Origin of the sequence: Campylobacter avium LMG 24591, from assembly GCF_002238335.1 — a bacterium.
Taxonomy (GTDB): domain Bacteria; phylum Campylobacterota; class Campylobacteria; order Campylobacterales; family Campylobacteraceae; genus Campylobacter_D; species Campylobacter_D avium.
Genome location: NZ_CP022347.1, coordinates 1,302,676 through 1,317,147, shown reverse-complemented (window position 1 = coordinate 1,317,147; position 14,472 = coordinate 1,302,676). Strand labels below are relative to the sequence as shown.

General features: G+C 30.8%; 16 protein-coding genes. All 16 read right to left on the bottom strand.

All coding sequences use genetic code 11. The features are described from left to right. The gene (locus tag CAV_RS06700; RefSeq protein ID WP_094325750.1) at nucleotides 1-975 is read right to left on the bottom strand and encodes a capsular polysaccharide synthesis protein; all 975 of its coding nucleotides are present in this window, start codon (nucleotides 973-975) and stop codon (nucleotides 1-3) included. Beyond that, nucleotides 969-1,910 (bottom strand): protein YibB, encoded by a 942-nt coding sequence (gene yibB / locus CAV_RS06695; RefSeq protein ID WP_245807398.1) that lies wholly within the window; start codon nucleotides 1,908-1,910, stop codon nucleotides 969-971. The genes CAV_RS06700 and yibB overlap by 7 nt, the downstream gene beginning before the upstream one ends. A gap of 1 nt (nucleotide 1,911) precedes the next feature. Beyond that, on the bottom strand, nucleotides 1,912-3,003 hold the full coding sequence (locus tag CAV_RS06690) for a DegT/DnrJ/EryC1/StrS family aminotransferase (RefSeq protein WP_094325748.1): 1,092 nt from the start codon (nucleotides 3,001-3,003) through the stop codon (nucleotides 1,912-1,914). Continuing rightward, nucleotides 3,000-4,067 carry a glycosyltransferase family 2 protein gene (locus tag CAV_RS06685; RefSeq protein WP_094325747.1) on the bottom strand — a complete coding sequence of 356 codons (1,068 nt, stop codon included), beginning with the start codon at nucleotides 4,065-4,067 and terminating at the stop codon, nucleotides 3,000-3,002. The genes CAV_RS06690 and CAV_RS06685 overlap by 4 nt, the downstream gene beginning before the upstream one ends. 71 nt (nucleotides 4,068-4,138) lie before the next feature. Next, on the bottom strand, nucleotides 4,139-4,657 hold the full coding sequence (locus CAV_RS06680) for a GNAT family N-acetyltransferase (protein ID WP_094325746.1): 519 nt from the start codon (nucleotides 4,655-4,657) through the stop codon (nucleotides 4,139-4,141). Next, on the bottom strand, nucleotides 4,657-5,151 hold the full coding sequence (locus CAV_RS06675; RefSeq protein ID WP_094325745.1) for an acyltransferase: 495 nt from the start codon (nucleotides 5,149-5,151) through the stop codon (nucleotides 4,657-4,659). Before CAV_RS06675 ends, CAV_RS06680 begins: the two co-directional genes overlap by 1 nt. 24 nt (nucleotides 5,152-5,175) lie before the next feature. Next, nucleotides 5,176-6,171 (bottom strand): glycosyltransferase family 2 protein, encoded by a 996-nt coding sequence (locus CAV_RS06670; RefSeq protein WP_094325744.1) that lies wholly within the window; start codon nucleotides 6,169-6,171, stop codon nucleotides 5,176-5,178. Next, nucleotides 6,168-6,563: a sugar 3,4-ketoisomerase gene (locus CAV_RS06665; RefSeq protein ID WP_094325743.1), complete on the bottom strand. Its 396-nt coding sequence runs from the start codon at nucleotides 6,561-6,563 to the stop codon at nucleotides 6,168-6,170. The genes CAV_RS06670 and CAV_RS06665 overlap by 4 nt, the downstream gene beginning before the upstream one ends. 25 nt (nucleotides 6,564-6,588) lie before the next feature. Next, nucleotides 6,589-6,996, bottom strand: a complete 408-nt coding sequence (locus tag CAV_RS06660) for a sugar 3,4-ketoisomerase (protein ID WP_094752844.1) — start codon at nucleotides 6,994-6,996, stop codon at nucleotides 6,589-6,591. Next, complete coding sequence (locus tag CAV_RS06655; protein ID WP_094325741.1) at nucleotides 6,986-7,576, bottom strand: acyltransferase; 591 nt, start codon at nucleotides 7,574-7,576, stop codon at nucleotides 6,986-6,988. The genes CAV_RS06660 and CAV_RS06655 overlap by 11 nt, the downstream gene beginning before the upstream one ends. Beyond that, the gene (rfbB, locus tag CAV_RS06650; protein ID WP_094325740.1) at nucleotides 7,573-8,598 is read right to left on the bottom strand and encodes a dTDP-glucose 4,6-dehydratase; all 1,026 of its coding nucleotides are present in this window, start codon (nucleotides 8,596-8,598) and stop codon (nucleotides 7,573-7,575) included. The genes CAV_RS06655 and rfbB overlap by 4 nt, the downstream gene beginning before the upstream one ends. Further along, nucleotides 8,598-9,488, bottom strand: coding sequence for a glucose-1-phosphate thymidylyltransferase RfbA (gene rfbA / locus CAV_RS06645; protein WP_094325739.1), 891 nt, complete (start codon nucleotides 9,486-9,488; stop codon nucleotides 8,598-8,600). Before rfbA ends, rfbB begins: the two co-directional genes overlap by 1 nt. A 114-nt stretch (nucleotides 9,489-9,602) precedes the next feature. Continuing rightward, complete coding sequence (locus tag CAV_RS06640) at nucleotides 9,603-10,364, bottom strand: thiazole synthase (protein WP_094325738.1); 762 nt, start codon at nucleotides 10,362-10,364, stop codon at nucleotides 9,603-9,605. After that, nucleotides 10,364-11,176 carry a thiamine biosynthesis protein ThiF gene (gene thiF, locus CAV_RS06635; protein ID WP_094325737.1) on the bottom strand — a complete coding sequence of 271 codons (813 nt, stop codon included), beginning with the start codon at nucleotides 11,174-11,176 and terminating at the stop codon, nucleotides 10,364-10,366. Before thiF ends, CAV_RS06640 begins: the two co-directional genes overlap by 1 nt. Continuing rightward, nucleotides 11,176-11,367: a sulfur carrier protein ThiS gene (gene thiS, locus CAV_RS06630; RefSeq protein WP_094325736.1), complete on the bottom strand. Its 192-nt coding sequence runs from the start codon at nucleotides 11,365-11,367 to the stop codon at nucleotides 11,176-11,178. Before thiS ends, thiF begins: the two co-directional genes overlap by 1 nt. After that, nucleotides 11,342-14,467, bottom strand: coding sequence for a type ISP restriction/modification enzyme (locus CAV_RS06625; RefSeq protein WP_094325735.1), 3,126 nt, complete (start codon nucleotides 14,465-14,467; stop codon nucleotides 11,342-11,344). The genes thiS and CAV_RS06625 overlap by 26 nt, the downstream gene beginning before the upstream one ends. Nucleotides 14,468-14,472: the final 5 nt, after the last annotated feature.

Below are 14,472 nucleotides of genomic sequence, written 5' to 3'. Positions count from 1 at the left end.
TTATTGCTCAAGCACTATTTTATTTATCATAGAATTTTCTTTTATGTCTTTAAAATAAGTTAGCTTATGCACGAAACTTTTACTTTGTATTTCTTGCCAAAGCTCTTCATCATAAAAATCTAAGGCGTGAAACTGCAAAAGATGAAGCTCAAAATCACTTATATGATAGTTTTCGTTTTTAAAGCCTTTTTCTTTTAAGAGCTCATATACTATGTGTATTAGAAAGTAAAAATGATGTTTGCCCTCATCTTTTTGCCAATAAGCCATTAAAATATCTAGCATAGCGGATATGAAAGGATTTTTACTTTTAGCTATGATGAAGGCTGAAAACATTTTTACCTTAAAATCATCATTGTAGTTAAAATATGAGTAAGCAAAATACCTACTATGAAGCACTTTTTCAAGTTCATCTTTGCTAGGTTTTTTTCCTCTTTCAAAGACAAAAAAGTCTTTTTTTAGCAAGTCATTTGGAATTTTAGCGCTTAAAAAGATGGTAGCATCCAGCCAAACTCCACCATAAGTATGCAGTAAAGCAAGTCTTAGCAGGTCTGAAAAAAAAGTTATAGTTTTTTCTCCAAAAAAGTTCTTTTCTATTTTTTCATAAATAAAATTTGGAAAACTTATATATTCTTTTAAATTTTTTTCATCTAAAAAGATGATTTTGTACTCGCTCATATATTTTTGCATTGCTAAAAAGCATTCTTGTGCTATTAGAGGTGCATTTTCCTTGCCGCTGTGCCAAAACACCCAAAGCACTTTTTCATCTTTCAAATCCTTTTTTCTTTCAAAGCTAAAATGCTCTAACTCGCCCTTAGAAAAAGGCTCTACATAGTTTTTAGACATATAAGCACAAATTTTAGGATGATCTATCTTATATCTTATGTGCTCTTTTATTTTTTTTCTAATTCTTTTAAAAGGCACTAAAGCCCTAGCTAGACGATAAAAAAATTCGTTGTAAAAAAGCTTGTTTAGCATAGTTTTTCCTCTTTTTTGTTTATAAATTTAAAATAAAGATAAGAAAAAAACGCCTTAAAAAAGCTTAAATAAGCTCTTTTTTTTAAATCCTCTTTCATTTTGGCCTTGATTAGCTTATATTTTTGTACTCCTCTTATGCTTAGAGTTTTTGCTATATCATCTGGCACAAAATAAAGTAAAGAATCAAACCAAAATTTCGTTTTATGCACACTGTATCGTTGTGGGTATTTTCTAAGTATCCATAAAAACATAACTTGATCATCATCTACTATATTAAATGAGACAAAGGCTCTTAAAGCCTCTTTCATATCCTCTTTAAAGATATCCCAATGCTCTTTTTTTGCATACAAAAGTCCGCCCATTATGTAAGTTTGCATTGAAAAATAAACATTAGCCACACTTGTTTCTTCCTTGTCTTTGACTGAGAAAAAATTTATCTTTTCTTTATTTAAACTGTCTTTGCTTTCTAGTTTAAAGTTAAACTGTGAAGAGTTTGTAAAATAATCAGAACCGTGGTTAAAACCAAAATCAAGCCAAATTATTTCTTCATCGCAAAGCCCTCTTTTTATAGCGTCGCAGACGCAAAATGGCTTGATATACATTATATAACAGTAAAGATATGACTTACATTCGATATTATCTGGATAGGCTCTATTTAAGCTTTGATCATAGTTTTCAAAGGTCGTTTTCATCAAGCTTAGCCCTTCTTCATCAAAGGATTCTAGCTCTTTTGTGATAACAACAGTTTCATTTTCAAGGCCAAATTTAGCTCTTATGTTTAAAATCTTTTCCTTAAATTCGGCGCTTGTATATACTATAAGTTTGTGTTTAAGCCCGGCCCAAAAGCTAAAATACTCAAAATACTTCTCATTATCCCTTTTAAAATCATCAAGCTCTTCTCTTTTTATATCGTAAAATGCTGTAACTATGGTCATTTTAGGCCTTAAATTCATTTAATGTTTTTACTACAAACTCAGCTTCTTGTATGCTCATGACAGGGCTGATTGGCAGCGATAAAACTTCTTTGTGAATTTGCTCTGTTATAGGCAAAGATAAGTGGCTAAATTCTTTATAACAAGCTTGCTTGTGTGGTGGGATTGGGTAGTGGATTATGGTTTGAATTTCTTTTGAGCTTAAATAGCTTTGCAATTCATCCCTTTTTTGTGTTCTTATGACAAAAAGATGCCACACATGCGAGCTTTCATCATCATAGCAAGGCAGTATAATATCTTTATTTTTTATTTCTTGTAGGTAAAATTTTGCTATATTTTTTCTTTTTTCATTATCCTCATCTAAATGTTTTAGTTTAATATCTAAAATTCCTGCCTGAAGCTCGTCAAGTCTTGAATTAAGTCCCTTGTATAAATTTTCATATTTTTTATGCGAGCCGTAATTTGCCAAAGCTCGTATCTTTGCTGCAATTTCATCATCATTTGTTGTTACACAGCCGCCGTCTCCTAAAGCACCTAAATTCTTACCCGGATAAAAGGAAAATCCAGCCACATCACCTAAGGAGCCAACTCTTTTATCCTTATAAAAAGCCCCGTGTGCTTGGGCACAGTCTTCTATGATTTTAAGCTTATATTTTTGTGCTATTTTTATGATTTCATCCATATTAACAGCTTGTCCGTAAAGATGAACCACCATGATAGCCTTGGTTTTTGAGGTGATTTTTTCTTCAATTAACTTAGGATTTATGTTGTAAGTGTTTATGTCAGGTTCTACTAAAACCGGTTTGCAGTTATTATCTGTGATAGCTAGAATGGAGGCTATGTATGTGTTTGCTGGGACTATGATTTCGCTATCTTTTTCAAAGTCAAAAGCCTTTATTATAAGTCTTAAGGCATCAAGCCCGTTTGCTACTCCTACGCAGTTTTTAACACCACAGTATTTGGCAAAATTTTGCTCAAAGCTTTTGTTTTCCTCGCCTAATAAATACCAGCCACTCGCTAAAAGCTCTTTAAATTTAGCCTCAAAGTCTTTGTTAAATCTATCATTAATCTTTTTTAAGTCTAGAAATTTAATCATCTTAAGCTCCAAGATAAAAGTAAAAGCACAAGCAACAAGGAAGATAAAATTAACGAGTAGTTAAAAAATTTCTTGTATTTTTTATATTTTTTAAAGTGAGGCTCATCTTTTATTAGGGTGCTAAGTTCCAAAAAATCTTTAAAAGAAAAGGCAAAATCTTTATAAAGTCTATCAGCATTTTCTTTGTCGCTATAAAAGTTAAGCATCTTGTGATATCCCCAAAACTGCCTATTTAAATCGTTAGATTTTAAAGCCAACATTCCTAAAAGAAAGTCTAAATTATACTCTTTTGGCTTTATTTTGCTTTGTTCTAATTCTTTTTTAAAAATTTGCTCTATTAAATTTATATCTTTTAATTTTAAAAAATTATCCAAAACTAATTCTAGCTCCAGCCTTTCTCTTGTTTTAGCCTTTTGATTAGAGCTTACACTCTTTTTATCTGTGCTTTTTCTGTAAAAAATTAGTCTTTCTTTTAGTTGTAAAATCTTGCCATCTATTAAAAAATTTATATTCATAGCCATGTCTTGCAGATTGCAAAGGGCATTTGGCAAAGGATGTATTTTTTCAAAGCAGGTTCTTTTCATGCAAAGACCGGGAGAATTTAAGCAGTTATTTTCAAAAAAAATATGATGTAAAAGCTCAGCCCTCGAGCCAAATTTTTGCTCATTATCATTTTTTATAAAGTTATTATTTTCATCTATATTTTGTAAATTTGGATAAATGCAAAGCAAGTTTTCATCCGCTTTAAAGCTTTCATAATATATCTTTAAAGCATCTTTTTCAAACATATCATCACTAGCGCTAAATACTATAAATTCACCCATAGAATTTTCAAAGGCTGTATTTAAACTAGCATTTATTCCTTTGTTATATTCGTGTTGTATAAGCTTTATACGCTCATCTTTAAATTCTTTTATTTTTTCTACATTCTTATCGTTTGAAAAATCATCAACTATGATGAGTTCAAAGTCATCAAAACTTTGTTCTAGCACGCTTTGTATGAAAAATCCTACATATTTTTCGTGATTAAAAGACGGGCACAGTATAGAAAATTTAGGCTTCAAGCTTTATCCTTTTGTAATAAAGCTTTATACTATCAAAAAAAATGTAAAATTTTCCTTTCAAATCTCTTTGCTTAGATAAATCTCTCATATCTTTTTTTATTTTTTTCGTATTCTTTTAAACTTATATTAAAATAATAATTTTGTTCATCTTCTCCTACGATTAAAGCGCCAAATCTTTTGTGAAAATCAACAACTTGTTTGTTTTGTTTTCTCACATCAAAATGACTTTGCTTGAAATTTAGCTCATAAAAAGCAAAATCATACACAGCCAAGACAGTTTCTATAGCCACATAAAACGGCGCCTCATCAACTATGATAAAAGAACCCCAGCAAAAAGAATCTCCCTTAAAATCATACAGCCTTACAAGCCCTAGTTTTGTCTCATCTTTAGCTTCTATTACAAAGTAAAATTCCTGTCTTAGCTTTTCTCTTTCTTTGTAGAGTTTTAGCCATTCTTTTTGTTTTTCTGTGTTTATATCTGCCTTGTTTAGATATTTATTTTTTCTTTCATCACTCCTAAGTTTTACTATAAATTCAGCATCATCTAAAGATACTAACCTTAAATTTATATTCTTTTTGACCAGTATCATCAAGCAGCCTTTCTTAAGAAAGGCTTAGGACTTAATCCCCCGTTTAACTCAGTGCTTACGGCCGTATTTTTACTAATAAATTTAGTATTATCCGGCACATCTTTTGTAACTATAGCTCCTGCTGCTATCATAGCATTTTCTCCTATAGTAATGCCCGGCAGTATGGTGGCATTTGCACCTATGCTAGCGCCTTTTTTTATAATTATTTTTGCAAAATTATCTGGATACTGTTTTGAGCGAGGGTATTTATCATTAGTAAAGCTTACATTTGGTCCTATAAAAACATTGTCTTCTATCTGTATGCCATCATAAAGATAAACCCCGTTTTTTACCGTTACATTATTTCCTATCACAACATCATTTTCAATAAAGCAATGAGAACAAATGTTGCAGTTTTTGCCAATAACAGCACCGGGCAATACCACACAAAATTGCCAAATTTTAGTATATTTGCCTATATCTTTACTTTGTACATCTGCTAGGCTGTGTATCATTTATAGTCCTTATATATATAAAATTTAAACATATTTAATCTTTTTATAATAGATTTTTAAGCAATTAAATAAAACTATAAATTTGCCAAATCCATCTTTTTCCTTTCTAAAAATATTATCAAAAAATGAAATTTTATAATATTTTAAAAGATTCTTGCTTTCTTCAAGATACGAAGTTATCAATTCTTGCTCCGCTTTAGACAGTAAATGTTTGTTGCTAACATACTCTTTACTTAGATTATAAAGTTGTGCATATCTTTCTTTGTTGATTTTTTTGATTATTCCTTTATCCATATTTCTTTCTAATGCCAATTTTTCTAATCTATAAAAAACCTTATGTATATTAAATTTTCTAGGACTAAGTTTTTTAGTTAAGCTATCAGATATCTGATTGTATAAATATTGCCCTTTCTTAGAAAAAGCTATTTTATTTGCATTTAGAAAAAATTCTCTAGCAGAATACTCATCACCGTTCATACCATCCACCAAAAATCCGCACTTTTTAACTATATCAGCCTTAAATAAAGCAAAACCAGATATATCCCAAAATAAAGAAAGCTCGAAAGCTTCTTGTGCAGTTAATATCTTATCCTTGCTGTTTTTATCATATTTTATTCCACAGATACTTCCTATCTTAATGCCATCGCGTATAAATATAGTATCAGGGATTATTACATCAATCCCCCCCCCCCGCTCATAATAAGCTTCGACAAGTCCCTTTAAGCAATCTGTGCTAATTTCATCATCATGTCCTAATAAAAAAATAAAATCCCCCTCACTTTGCTTTAGTGCTAAATTTAAGGCGGGTGAGGCGCAGCCGCCATTTTTCTCACTTTTAAAAATTTTTATTCTCTTATCTTGTTTGGCGTATTCTTGTAAAAGCTCGAAAGTATCATCGCTTGAACAATCATCAACACATATTAACTCCCAATCTTTGTAATCCTGTCTTATAACAGAACTTATACTTTTTTCTAAAAAAGCATGAGAATTATAACAAGGCATTAAAATTGATATTTTCATTTTACAGCCCTTAAAAACTCATCATAAGATCTAATATACTCTTTCTCGTCATAAAAATCACTTGCTAAAACCAAAAGCTTTGCTCCGTAAGAAAAATTTTTCATCTCTCTCCACATATTTTTTCCTATGTAAAGCCCTACATCAGGGCGGTTTAAAATAATGCTTTTCTTTTCTTTGCCATTATCTAAAAGCACCTCACAAGCACCGTCCATCATTATCAAAATTTGCTCCAAATTTGTATGAGCATGTCCTCCTCTATCAACATCGGGCTTAGTATCATAGATATAATAAACTCGTTTTATCTCAAAAGGCACTGTTTTTAAATTTTCTAGTGCTATTAAAGAACCTCTTTTATCTTTATTAATTTCCATTTTTAAGAGTTTATATTGCATACTTAAGCCACCAAAGAGGGCTTATTTACAACCCCCCCCCCCGTGTAAATTCAAGGTATTTTTCATAATCATACACATATTCATTTTTATCATAGTATGTATTTGATAAAACAAGCAAAATACAGTCTTTGGAAAAGTTAAACATCTCTTTCCATAACATCTTATCTAAAAATAAACCCTCGTTTGCCTTGTTAAGTTTTACAAGAACTTGCTTTTTACCGTCATCTATCTTGATTTCACAGCTTCCATTTAAGGCAATGAAAAAAAACTGAGAATTTAAATTTGCGTGCTGTCCTCTTATCTCTCCCTTTGGCACATCAAAGATATAAAAAATTCTCTTTATATCGAAAGGGCATTTTTTAAAGGATTCTACAACCACAAGGGATGAGTTTTTATCATTATAAGTATCTAAATTTATTACTTTATACTTCATTTTCTATCTCTTTTATAAATTTAGCTGGATTACCAGCTATGAGGGAGTTTTTGGCAAAAGATTTTGTAACAACAGAGCCTGCAGCCACTACACAGTTTTGCCCTAAGCTTACGCCTTTTAAAACAGTTACATTATCACCTATAAAACAGTTTTTGCCTATGTTTATATCAGCGTTTTTAATGGCTTGTTCATTATTTCTATCCTTTACCAAAAGTCCATGAAAATCAGAATTTAAAGCCTTAAAATTTGTACCTATAAAACAGTTTTCTTCTATGACTATGTCGCATTTATTAGCAATAAGGCAAAAATTATTATTAATCACAGTTTTTGATTTTATGTAACACCCCCCCCCATGCCTAATATCTATATGGTTATAAGAATCGTAAAAATAAGGCGATGGAAAAAAGCCCAAAATCACATCATCAGCTATTTGTATATTAGAACCTTTAAAGGTGTTAAACAGTGTTGGCATGTTAATTTTGCATTTTGAGTTAAGCTTATAATTTGATAGTATGTGTTTATAGTAGTAAATCTTTAATTTGTGAAGCTTTGTGCTTATTTTTCTTAGTATTTTTTTCATACAGCCTCGTACCTTTGTATGTAGTATTTTACTGTGTGTAAAAGATTTTCATCAAAGCTTTTTGAGGGCTTGAAATTTAATATTCTTTTTATCTTACTTGCGTCTATTGCGTATCTTTTATCGTGCCCAAATCTATCTTGCACGAAAGTTATTTGCTCCTTATAACTTTTTTCTTTTGCCTTTATCTCATCTAAAATTTCACAAATTTTTAAGGCCAAGTCTATATTTTTATATTCCTCATTTGTGCCTATGTTAAAGGTGTCAAAGCCAAAATTTTCACTTAGGCCGTATTTTAAAATTTCAAATATAGCCTTGCAATGATCCTTCACATAAAGCCAATCTCTTACATTTTTACCGTCTCCATAAATTGGTATATTTTCGCCCTTTAGTGCCTTTCTTATGATTGTTGGTATAAGCTTTTCATCATGTTGTTTTTCTCCGTAGTTGTTAGAACAATTTGAAATAACAGCCTTAAGTCCGTAAGTGTGATGATAAGCTCTGACTAGCATATCGCTACTAGCCTTTGAAGCAGAGTAGGGCGAATTTGGTGCATAAGGACTATCCTCGCTAAAATATCCGCTCTCGCCAAGCGTTCCAAATACCTCATCGGTGCTAATGTGATAAAAAAGATGTTTTTGGTAAGCTTTTTTTATCTTAAAAGGACTTTCAAACCAAAAATTATAAGCATTATGTAAAAGGTTGAAGGTGCCATTTATGTTTGTTTGGATAAATACATATGGGTTTTTTATGGAGTTATCAACATGAGACTGTGCCGCGAAATTTACAATGATGTTGATATTATAATCCTTGAGGATGTTTTTTACCAAAACCTCATCGCAAATATCTCCTTTTATAAAAGTGTAATTTTCATTATCAGAAAATGAGGCCGTGTTTTCAAGAGAACCTGCGTAGTTTAGTAAATCTAAATTTATTATCTTATCTTGTTTGTTGTTTTCTAGATAAAATTCTATAAAATTACTTCCTATAAAGCCCGCACCACCGCTTACAAGTATATTATTCATCAAAAGCCCTGTTCTAAAATTTGTCTAAGATATACACCGTATCCACTCTTAGCTAGCTCATCAGCTCTTTTAATAAGCTCTTTTTCATCTATCCAAGAATTTTTATAAGCTATTTCTTCTAAACAAGCTATTTTGTATCCTTGTCTTAGCTCTATGGTTTGGACAAAATGTGAAGCTTCGAGTAAATTCGTATGTGTGCCGGTGTCTATCCAGGCAAATCCTCGCCCTAAAATTTGGGCTTTAAGTCTTTTTTGTCTTAGGTATTCTTTATTTACATCAGTGATTTCAAGCTCGTTTCTTGCGCTTGGCTTTATACTTTTGGCTATCTCTATGGCGTCGTTATCGTAGAAATAAAGTCCTGTTGCTACATAGTTGCTTTTTGGCTTTTCGGGTTTTTCCTCTAGGCTTAAAACCTCAAAGCCCCCCCCCCTGACGCTTTTTAGTTCGGCCACTCCAAAGGCCCTTGGATCTTTTACATGGTAGGTAAATATGGTGCAAAAATTATTTTTGGCATCTTCTTTGGCTATGTTTAAGATATGGCTAAAACCTTGCCCGTAAAAGATATTATCACCTAGTATCAAGGCTACATCATCATCTTTTACAAAATCTTGTGCTAGTATAAGCCCTTGTGCTAAACCTTCCGGCCTTTCTTGCACTTTGTACTCTATCTTCATGCCAAGCCAAGAGCCATCCTTAAAAAGCTCTTTAAATTTAGGAGTATCTCTTGGGGTTGAGATAATTAAAAGTTCTCGTATTTTAGCCAGCATTAAAACAGACATAGGATAATAAATCATGGGTTTGTCATATATAGGTAAAAGCTGTTTGCACAAAGCAAGAGTGCTAGGATAAAGCCTGGTGCCGCTACCACCTGCTAAAAGTATGCCTTTCATAAGTTTCCTTGATTTTTCATTTACCGTGCAAATTTAGGCTTCATTCTAACATAAAATAAGTTTCATTTGCAAATGCTTATTTTAAATTTATCATTCAAGTTAAGGCTTTCTTATTCATTCATCTAAAAAGCCGGTTAATGGCGAACTAGCCCTTGCAAGCTCATTTGTAGGAGCTAATCCTGCTAAAAAGGCTTCTCGTCCTGCTTTTATAGCTAAATTAAAAGCCTTAGCCATTAAGGCTACATCATCAGCCTCTGCAATGGCTGTATTTATCATACAAGCACTAACTCCCATTTGCATAGCTTCACAGGCTTGAGCAGGTGTGCCTATACCAGCATCAACGATGATTGGCAAGTCTATTTCATTAAGCAAAATTTGTATAAATTCTTTAGCACAAAGTCCTTTATTAGTGCCTATTGGTGCGGCAAGTGGCATTATAGCAGCAGCGCCCGCATCCCTCATAGCCCTAGCTGCATATAAATCAGCACTCATATAAGGCAAAGCAGTAAAGCCGTCTTTTACAAGGAGTTCCACAGCTTTTACAGTTTCGTAGTTATCAGGTAGCAAATACTTGCTATCTCGTATCACTTCTATCTTTATAAGCTGAGTTTGACAAAGCTCTCTTGCTAGTCTTGCTATCCTTAGCGCCTCCTCAGCAGTCCTTGCTCCTGAGGTATTCGGTAAAAGCGTAACATTTTTTGGTATGTAATCAAGTATATTTTCTACCTTGCCTGTGTTTGCCCTTCTTAGCGCAAGGGTTAAAATTTCAGCCTCGCCCTCATTTACCGCAGCTTCTATGAGCTTTAAAGAGTATTTGCCAGAGCCTAGTATGAAGCGAGATTTAAACTCATATTTTCCAAGTTTTAAGCTATCCATTAACAATCCTTGTATTCTTTATTTGCAAGTAGTTCAAGCACCAAATTTGCCTGATGTGCAGCACAAATGCTTACTCTAGGAGCTATTAGCCCTCTACCGACCTCAGCCGCACTTACTAAGTCTCCGCAGACAAAGAAATTTTTAGCAATTTGCCTTGTTTTTATCAAATTTGAAGCACCGTATCCTGCTAAACCTGAAGCAGATATTAAAATTTTATCCTTAAAAAAGAGGTGAAAATTTTGTGCTAACATCGCTTTATAATAAGCATTATCAAAGGCTTCGCAGACTATATCATCGTTTATAAAAAGCTCTTTTATATTTTCTTTTTCTATTTTAATGGTGTTTATGTTTATTTTTATGAAAGGATTTATTTTTGAAATTTGCTCTTTTAAAGCCTCTGTTTTAAATTTACCCAAATCATCTACATTGTAAGCTTGTCGGTTTAGATTGCTAGGTTCAACAGTGTCAAAATCTATCAAATGAAGTGTCCCAATCCCACTTCTTGCAAGCATTATAGCTATGTGCGAACCAAGTCCGCCAAGCCCACACACAGCAACAGAGGCTTTTTCAAGGCTGTCATAAAGCTTTGGTGTGTGTCTAGCTCTCATCATAGCTTTTAGTTCGTCTTTATTTGGCATTGTTTTTTTGCTTATGCAAAAAAGCTCATCTCCTTCTTTAAGCTCTATGTTTTCTTTTGTGGCAAAGCCATTTACTATAAAAACATCGCTTTCATCTTTGCTTACAGTTTGAAAAAAATCTAAGCTATTTTTAAGCTTTGTATCAAAATCCCTGCCATTAAATTTGATCTTCATCAACCACCGCCTACAAAGCTTACGATTTCGGCTTTATCGTTTTCTTTTAAAAGCAAGGTTTCAAACTTATCTCTTGAAATGACTTCTCCGTTTAGTTCTAAAGCTATAAATTCCATTTTTAAATTTTTTTCTTTTATATAATCCATAAATTTAAGCTCTTTAAGCTCAATTTTTTCTCCATTGATAATCATTTAATTCCTTTTGAATTCTCATAGTTTCTTTGATAATTTTACACATTTTTAATAAATGTTCCAATTCTTCCTTAGAACATTCATAATCATTGCGGTATTTTAGCCACTGTTTTATGACTTGATAGCCACCTATGGTAAATTGCCAAATTTCAGTGCTTATAGGACTTATGGCTAGATCTTCATTTAAGATGATTTTATTATCTAGGAAACGGTCTTTTTCTTGGTATTTTTTTATCTTAAAATTTGTCTTTTTATCTTTTTTTAAAAAGATAAAATCAATCTCATCTTGCAAGTCTTTCTTAAACAAATGAAGCTCTACAAGCTCTTTACCAAATTTAACAAATTCATTAAAAGTATTTTCATTTACTTCGAAATTTATCCTAGCAAAGCCTGTTTTTAAATACTCTAGGTATTTTTCTCTATATTTTGGATCGTATAAATTTGCATAGATAAAGTATAAAATTTCCTCAGGGCTTTTATCTTTTAAAATTTTATGTTTTTCTTTGTAAGCTAAGAATTCACTTGTAAAATTAGGAAATTTTTCATTATTAACATAAAGATAGAGTGGGGCTGTAAAACTTCTAAATCCAAAAAAATTTCCATCCGTTATATTGCTACAAACAATTGAATGAGAAAAATAATCATGAATTGATGATTCTATAAAACAAAGTCCTAAATTTTCCTTATCTAAAAAATGTTGCATGGTTTTATATCTAGGGCGTCCTAAAAATCCTTGTTTCTCTGAATAAAAAGTCCATTGAATGTCAAAAGGTCTATAATGTATTTTACTAATAAAACCTGTATTATTTTTATATTGAGTTAAAGTATCTGAAATTATGGAATTATCTAAATTTTTTAAATTATATTTTTTTATAATTTCCTCTTTTGTTAAATTTTTAAAATCAGATAAAACATTTTCCATATCTTTTTTATTTAGCTGTATAGCTATATTATCTTTTTCAGTTTGAATTCCACTGCTATAATTTAAAAATATAGCCTTTTTATCATCTAAGGCTTTATCGCTTGCTAATGCCCAAAAATCTTCATATTCTTCATTTTCAAAATTTTTTGATACAAAATAATAATAAGGCTCATTTAGCACTAACTCTTGCCATTTTATAATATTTAAACCATTTTGATTGATATCATCTAAAAGGGCAAATTTTTCTTTTCTTGAAAAGATATTATTTTCACTCGTAGAATAATAATACACCTTAGCACCATCACTTGGCTCGCCTTTGTTTTTTACAAACAAACTTATACAAACGCCTATTTTAATGTCAAAAACATTTTCATCATTTTTAACATCTTTATCACTTCCGTGTAAATTTAGTATATAAATTTCATCAAAGCTCTTATATAAACTTTCTCTCATTTTTCTATGAGTTTTACCATTTAAAAAAGAATTATTAGTGATAAATCCCATTAAGCCTGTATTATTTTCAAAAATATTGGCTCGTTTTTGTTCTAGTAATTTCCACTGCGCAAAACGCATAAATTTAATATAATCATCATTTAAAGGCTGTATGTTTTTTTCATTTAAACCTTGTTTATAAGTTTGCAAAAGCTCTAAAATCTCTTTACCTTTATTTTTACTTTTTGCATTATAAGGAGGATTACCCAAAATAACTAGTAAATTTTGACTATGTTTTACATCTCTTGCTTTTTTCCATTCATTATCTAAATTTACCAAAGGCATAAACATATCATGATTTGCATTTTTTTCTAAGTCTAAAGTATTATTAAGATAAATTTGAAAATCAGCTTCGCTAAAATTTATAAAACCATTTTTTCTTAGAATTTGCCCTAGTTTTAATCTTGCGACAATATAAGGCACAAAAGAAAGTTCAAAACCATAAATATCTTTTAAAAATTTATTTTTTATAGCTTCATTTTTAAAAACTTCACTTTCTTTAGAAATGATTTTTTCAAAAACACTAGCTAAAAAACTCCCTGTGCCTGTGGCAAAATCAAGCACTTTTACACTCTCATCGCTAAAGCCTTTATTTTTATTAAATTTAGTTTTTAAAAGCTCATCAAGCGATGAAACTATCATATCTACTACACTTTTTGGAGTATAAAAAACACCGCCTTCTTTACGCTTTTGTGTAGCTCTTAGATCATCATAAGCTTTTAAAAAATCTTCATACAAATATATACTTATGCTTTCTAAGTCTTGGTTTAAAATGCTACAAAGAGCTATTTTATCTATCAAAGATAGAGTTTTTTTGATATTTTCTAAAGTGTATTTAATATCTTGCGGTAAAGAAAAAGAAGGTACAGCAAAATACACAAATTCACTTAAAGTTCTAAAAGTGCTAGGTAAAAATGAAATGAAATTTTCTATAGGGATTTTTTCTAAATCATAATCATCATTTTCTATATAAGAAACAAAAATTCCATACACTATAGCTTGAGCTAGGATATCGCAAAACTCTTTGTCAAATTCTTTATCTTCTAAACCTATCTTTTCTATGCTTTTAAAAGTATCTTTAGTCCTTTCAAAAAAACTTTTAAAAGATGAATTAGTATCGCTTTCATCAAAAGAAATTTTCAAAGCATTGCTTAAATAAAAACTTTGTGTGCTTAAAACCTTAACAAGTTCTTGTTTTGATTTGATAGTAGTATTATTATCATCAAAATAAGCTTTTAAAAGGTTTTTAAATACACTTATGTTTTGTTCTTTTAAATTTAAACTATCATCAAGCAAGTCAATATCAAAAACAACTTTTTCAAAAGAAAAAAGTATAAAGCGTTTATAGTTTGTAAAGATGATATTAGGCGAGATTTGCAAGTATTTGCTAAGTTGTTTTCCTTTTAGATGTAAATTTAAATCTGCATCTAAATTTTTACACTCTATAAAGCCTATTAAATGATTATAACTTAATTCTTTTTCTTTATCTATGAGTTTATAAGTTTTAAAATCAGGTCTTATAGAACCTTGTCCTTTTTCGCTTTTTGGTTCATGGATGATTTTTATTTCTTTGGGTTTTAGCTCATTAAGCAAATTTTCAAAACAAGTTCTAAAGCTGTGTTCATTGTAATTTTTTGCCTTAAAAATTGCTTGAATTTCACTTGTATATTTTTTAAATACATCCATGTTTT

What these genes read in the sequence shown, in the direction of transcription:
- CAV_RS06700 (WP_094325750.1), bottom strand. Translation starts at nt 975, where the DNA reads ATGCTAAACAAGCTTTTTTACAACGAATTTTTTTATCGTCTAGCTAGG.
- yibB (WP_245807398.1), bottom strand. Translation starts at nt 1,910, where the DNA reads ATGACCATAGTTACAGCATTTTACGATATAAAAAGAGAAGAGCTTGAT.
- CAV_RS06690 (WP_094325748.1), bottom strand. Translation starts at nt 3,003, where the DNA reads ATGATTAAATTTCTAGACTTAAAAAAGATTAATGATAGATTTAACAAA.
- CAV_RS06680 (WP_094325746.1), bottom strand. Translation starts at nt 4,657, where the DNA reads ATGATACTGGTCAAAAAGAATATAAATTTAAGGTTAGTATCTTTAGAT.
- CAV_RS06675 (WP_094325745.1), bottom strand. Translation starts at nt 5,151, where the DNA reads ATGATACACAGCCTAGCAGATGTACAAAGTAAAGATATAGGCAAATAT.
- CAV_RS06670 (WP_094325744.1), bottom strand. Translation starts at nt 6,171, where the DNA reads ATGAAAATATCAATTTTAATGCCTTGTTATAATTCTCATGCTTTTTTA.
- CAV_RS06665 (WP_094325743.1), bottom strand. Translation starts at nt 6,563, where the DNA reads ATGCAATATAAACTCTTAAAAATGGAAATTAATAAAGATAAAAGAGGT.
- CAV_RS06660 (WP_094752844.1), bottom strand. Translation starts at nt 6,996, where the DNA reads ATGAAGTATAAAGTAATAAATTTAGATACTTATAATGATAAAAACTCA.
- CAV_RS06655 (WP_094325741.1), bottom strand. Translation starts at nt 7,576, where the DNA reads ATGAAAAAAATACTAAGAAAAATAAGCACAAAGCTTCACAAATTAAAG.
- rfbB (WP_094325740.1), bottom strand. Translation starts at nt 8,598, where the DNA reads ATGAATAATATACTTGTAAGCGGTGGTGCGGGCTTTATAGGAAGTAAT.
- rfbA (WP_094325739.1), bottom strand. Translation starts at nt 9,488, where the DNA reads ATGAAAGGCATACTTTTAGCAGGTGGTAGCGGCACCAGGCTTTATCCT.
- CAV_RS06640 (WP_094325738.1), bottom strand. Translation starts at nt 10,364, where the DNA reads ATGGATAGCTTAAAACTTGGAAAATATGAGTTTAAATCTCGCTTCATA.
- thiF (WP_094325737.1), bottom strand. Translation starts at nt 11,176, where the DNA reads ATGAAGATCAAATTTAATGGCAGGGATTTTGATACAAAGCTTAAAAAT.
- thiS (WP_094325736.1), bottom strand. Translation starts at nt 11,367, where the DNA reads ATGATTATCAATGGAGAAAAAATTGAGCTTAAAGAGCTTAAATTTATG.
- CAV_RS06625 (WP_094325735.1), bottom strand. Translation starts at nt 14,467, where the DNA reads ATGGATGTATTTAAAAAATATACAAGTGAAATTCAAGCAATTTTTAAG.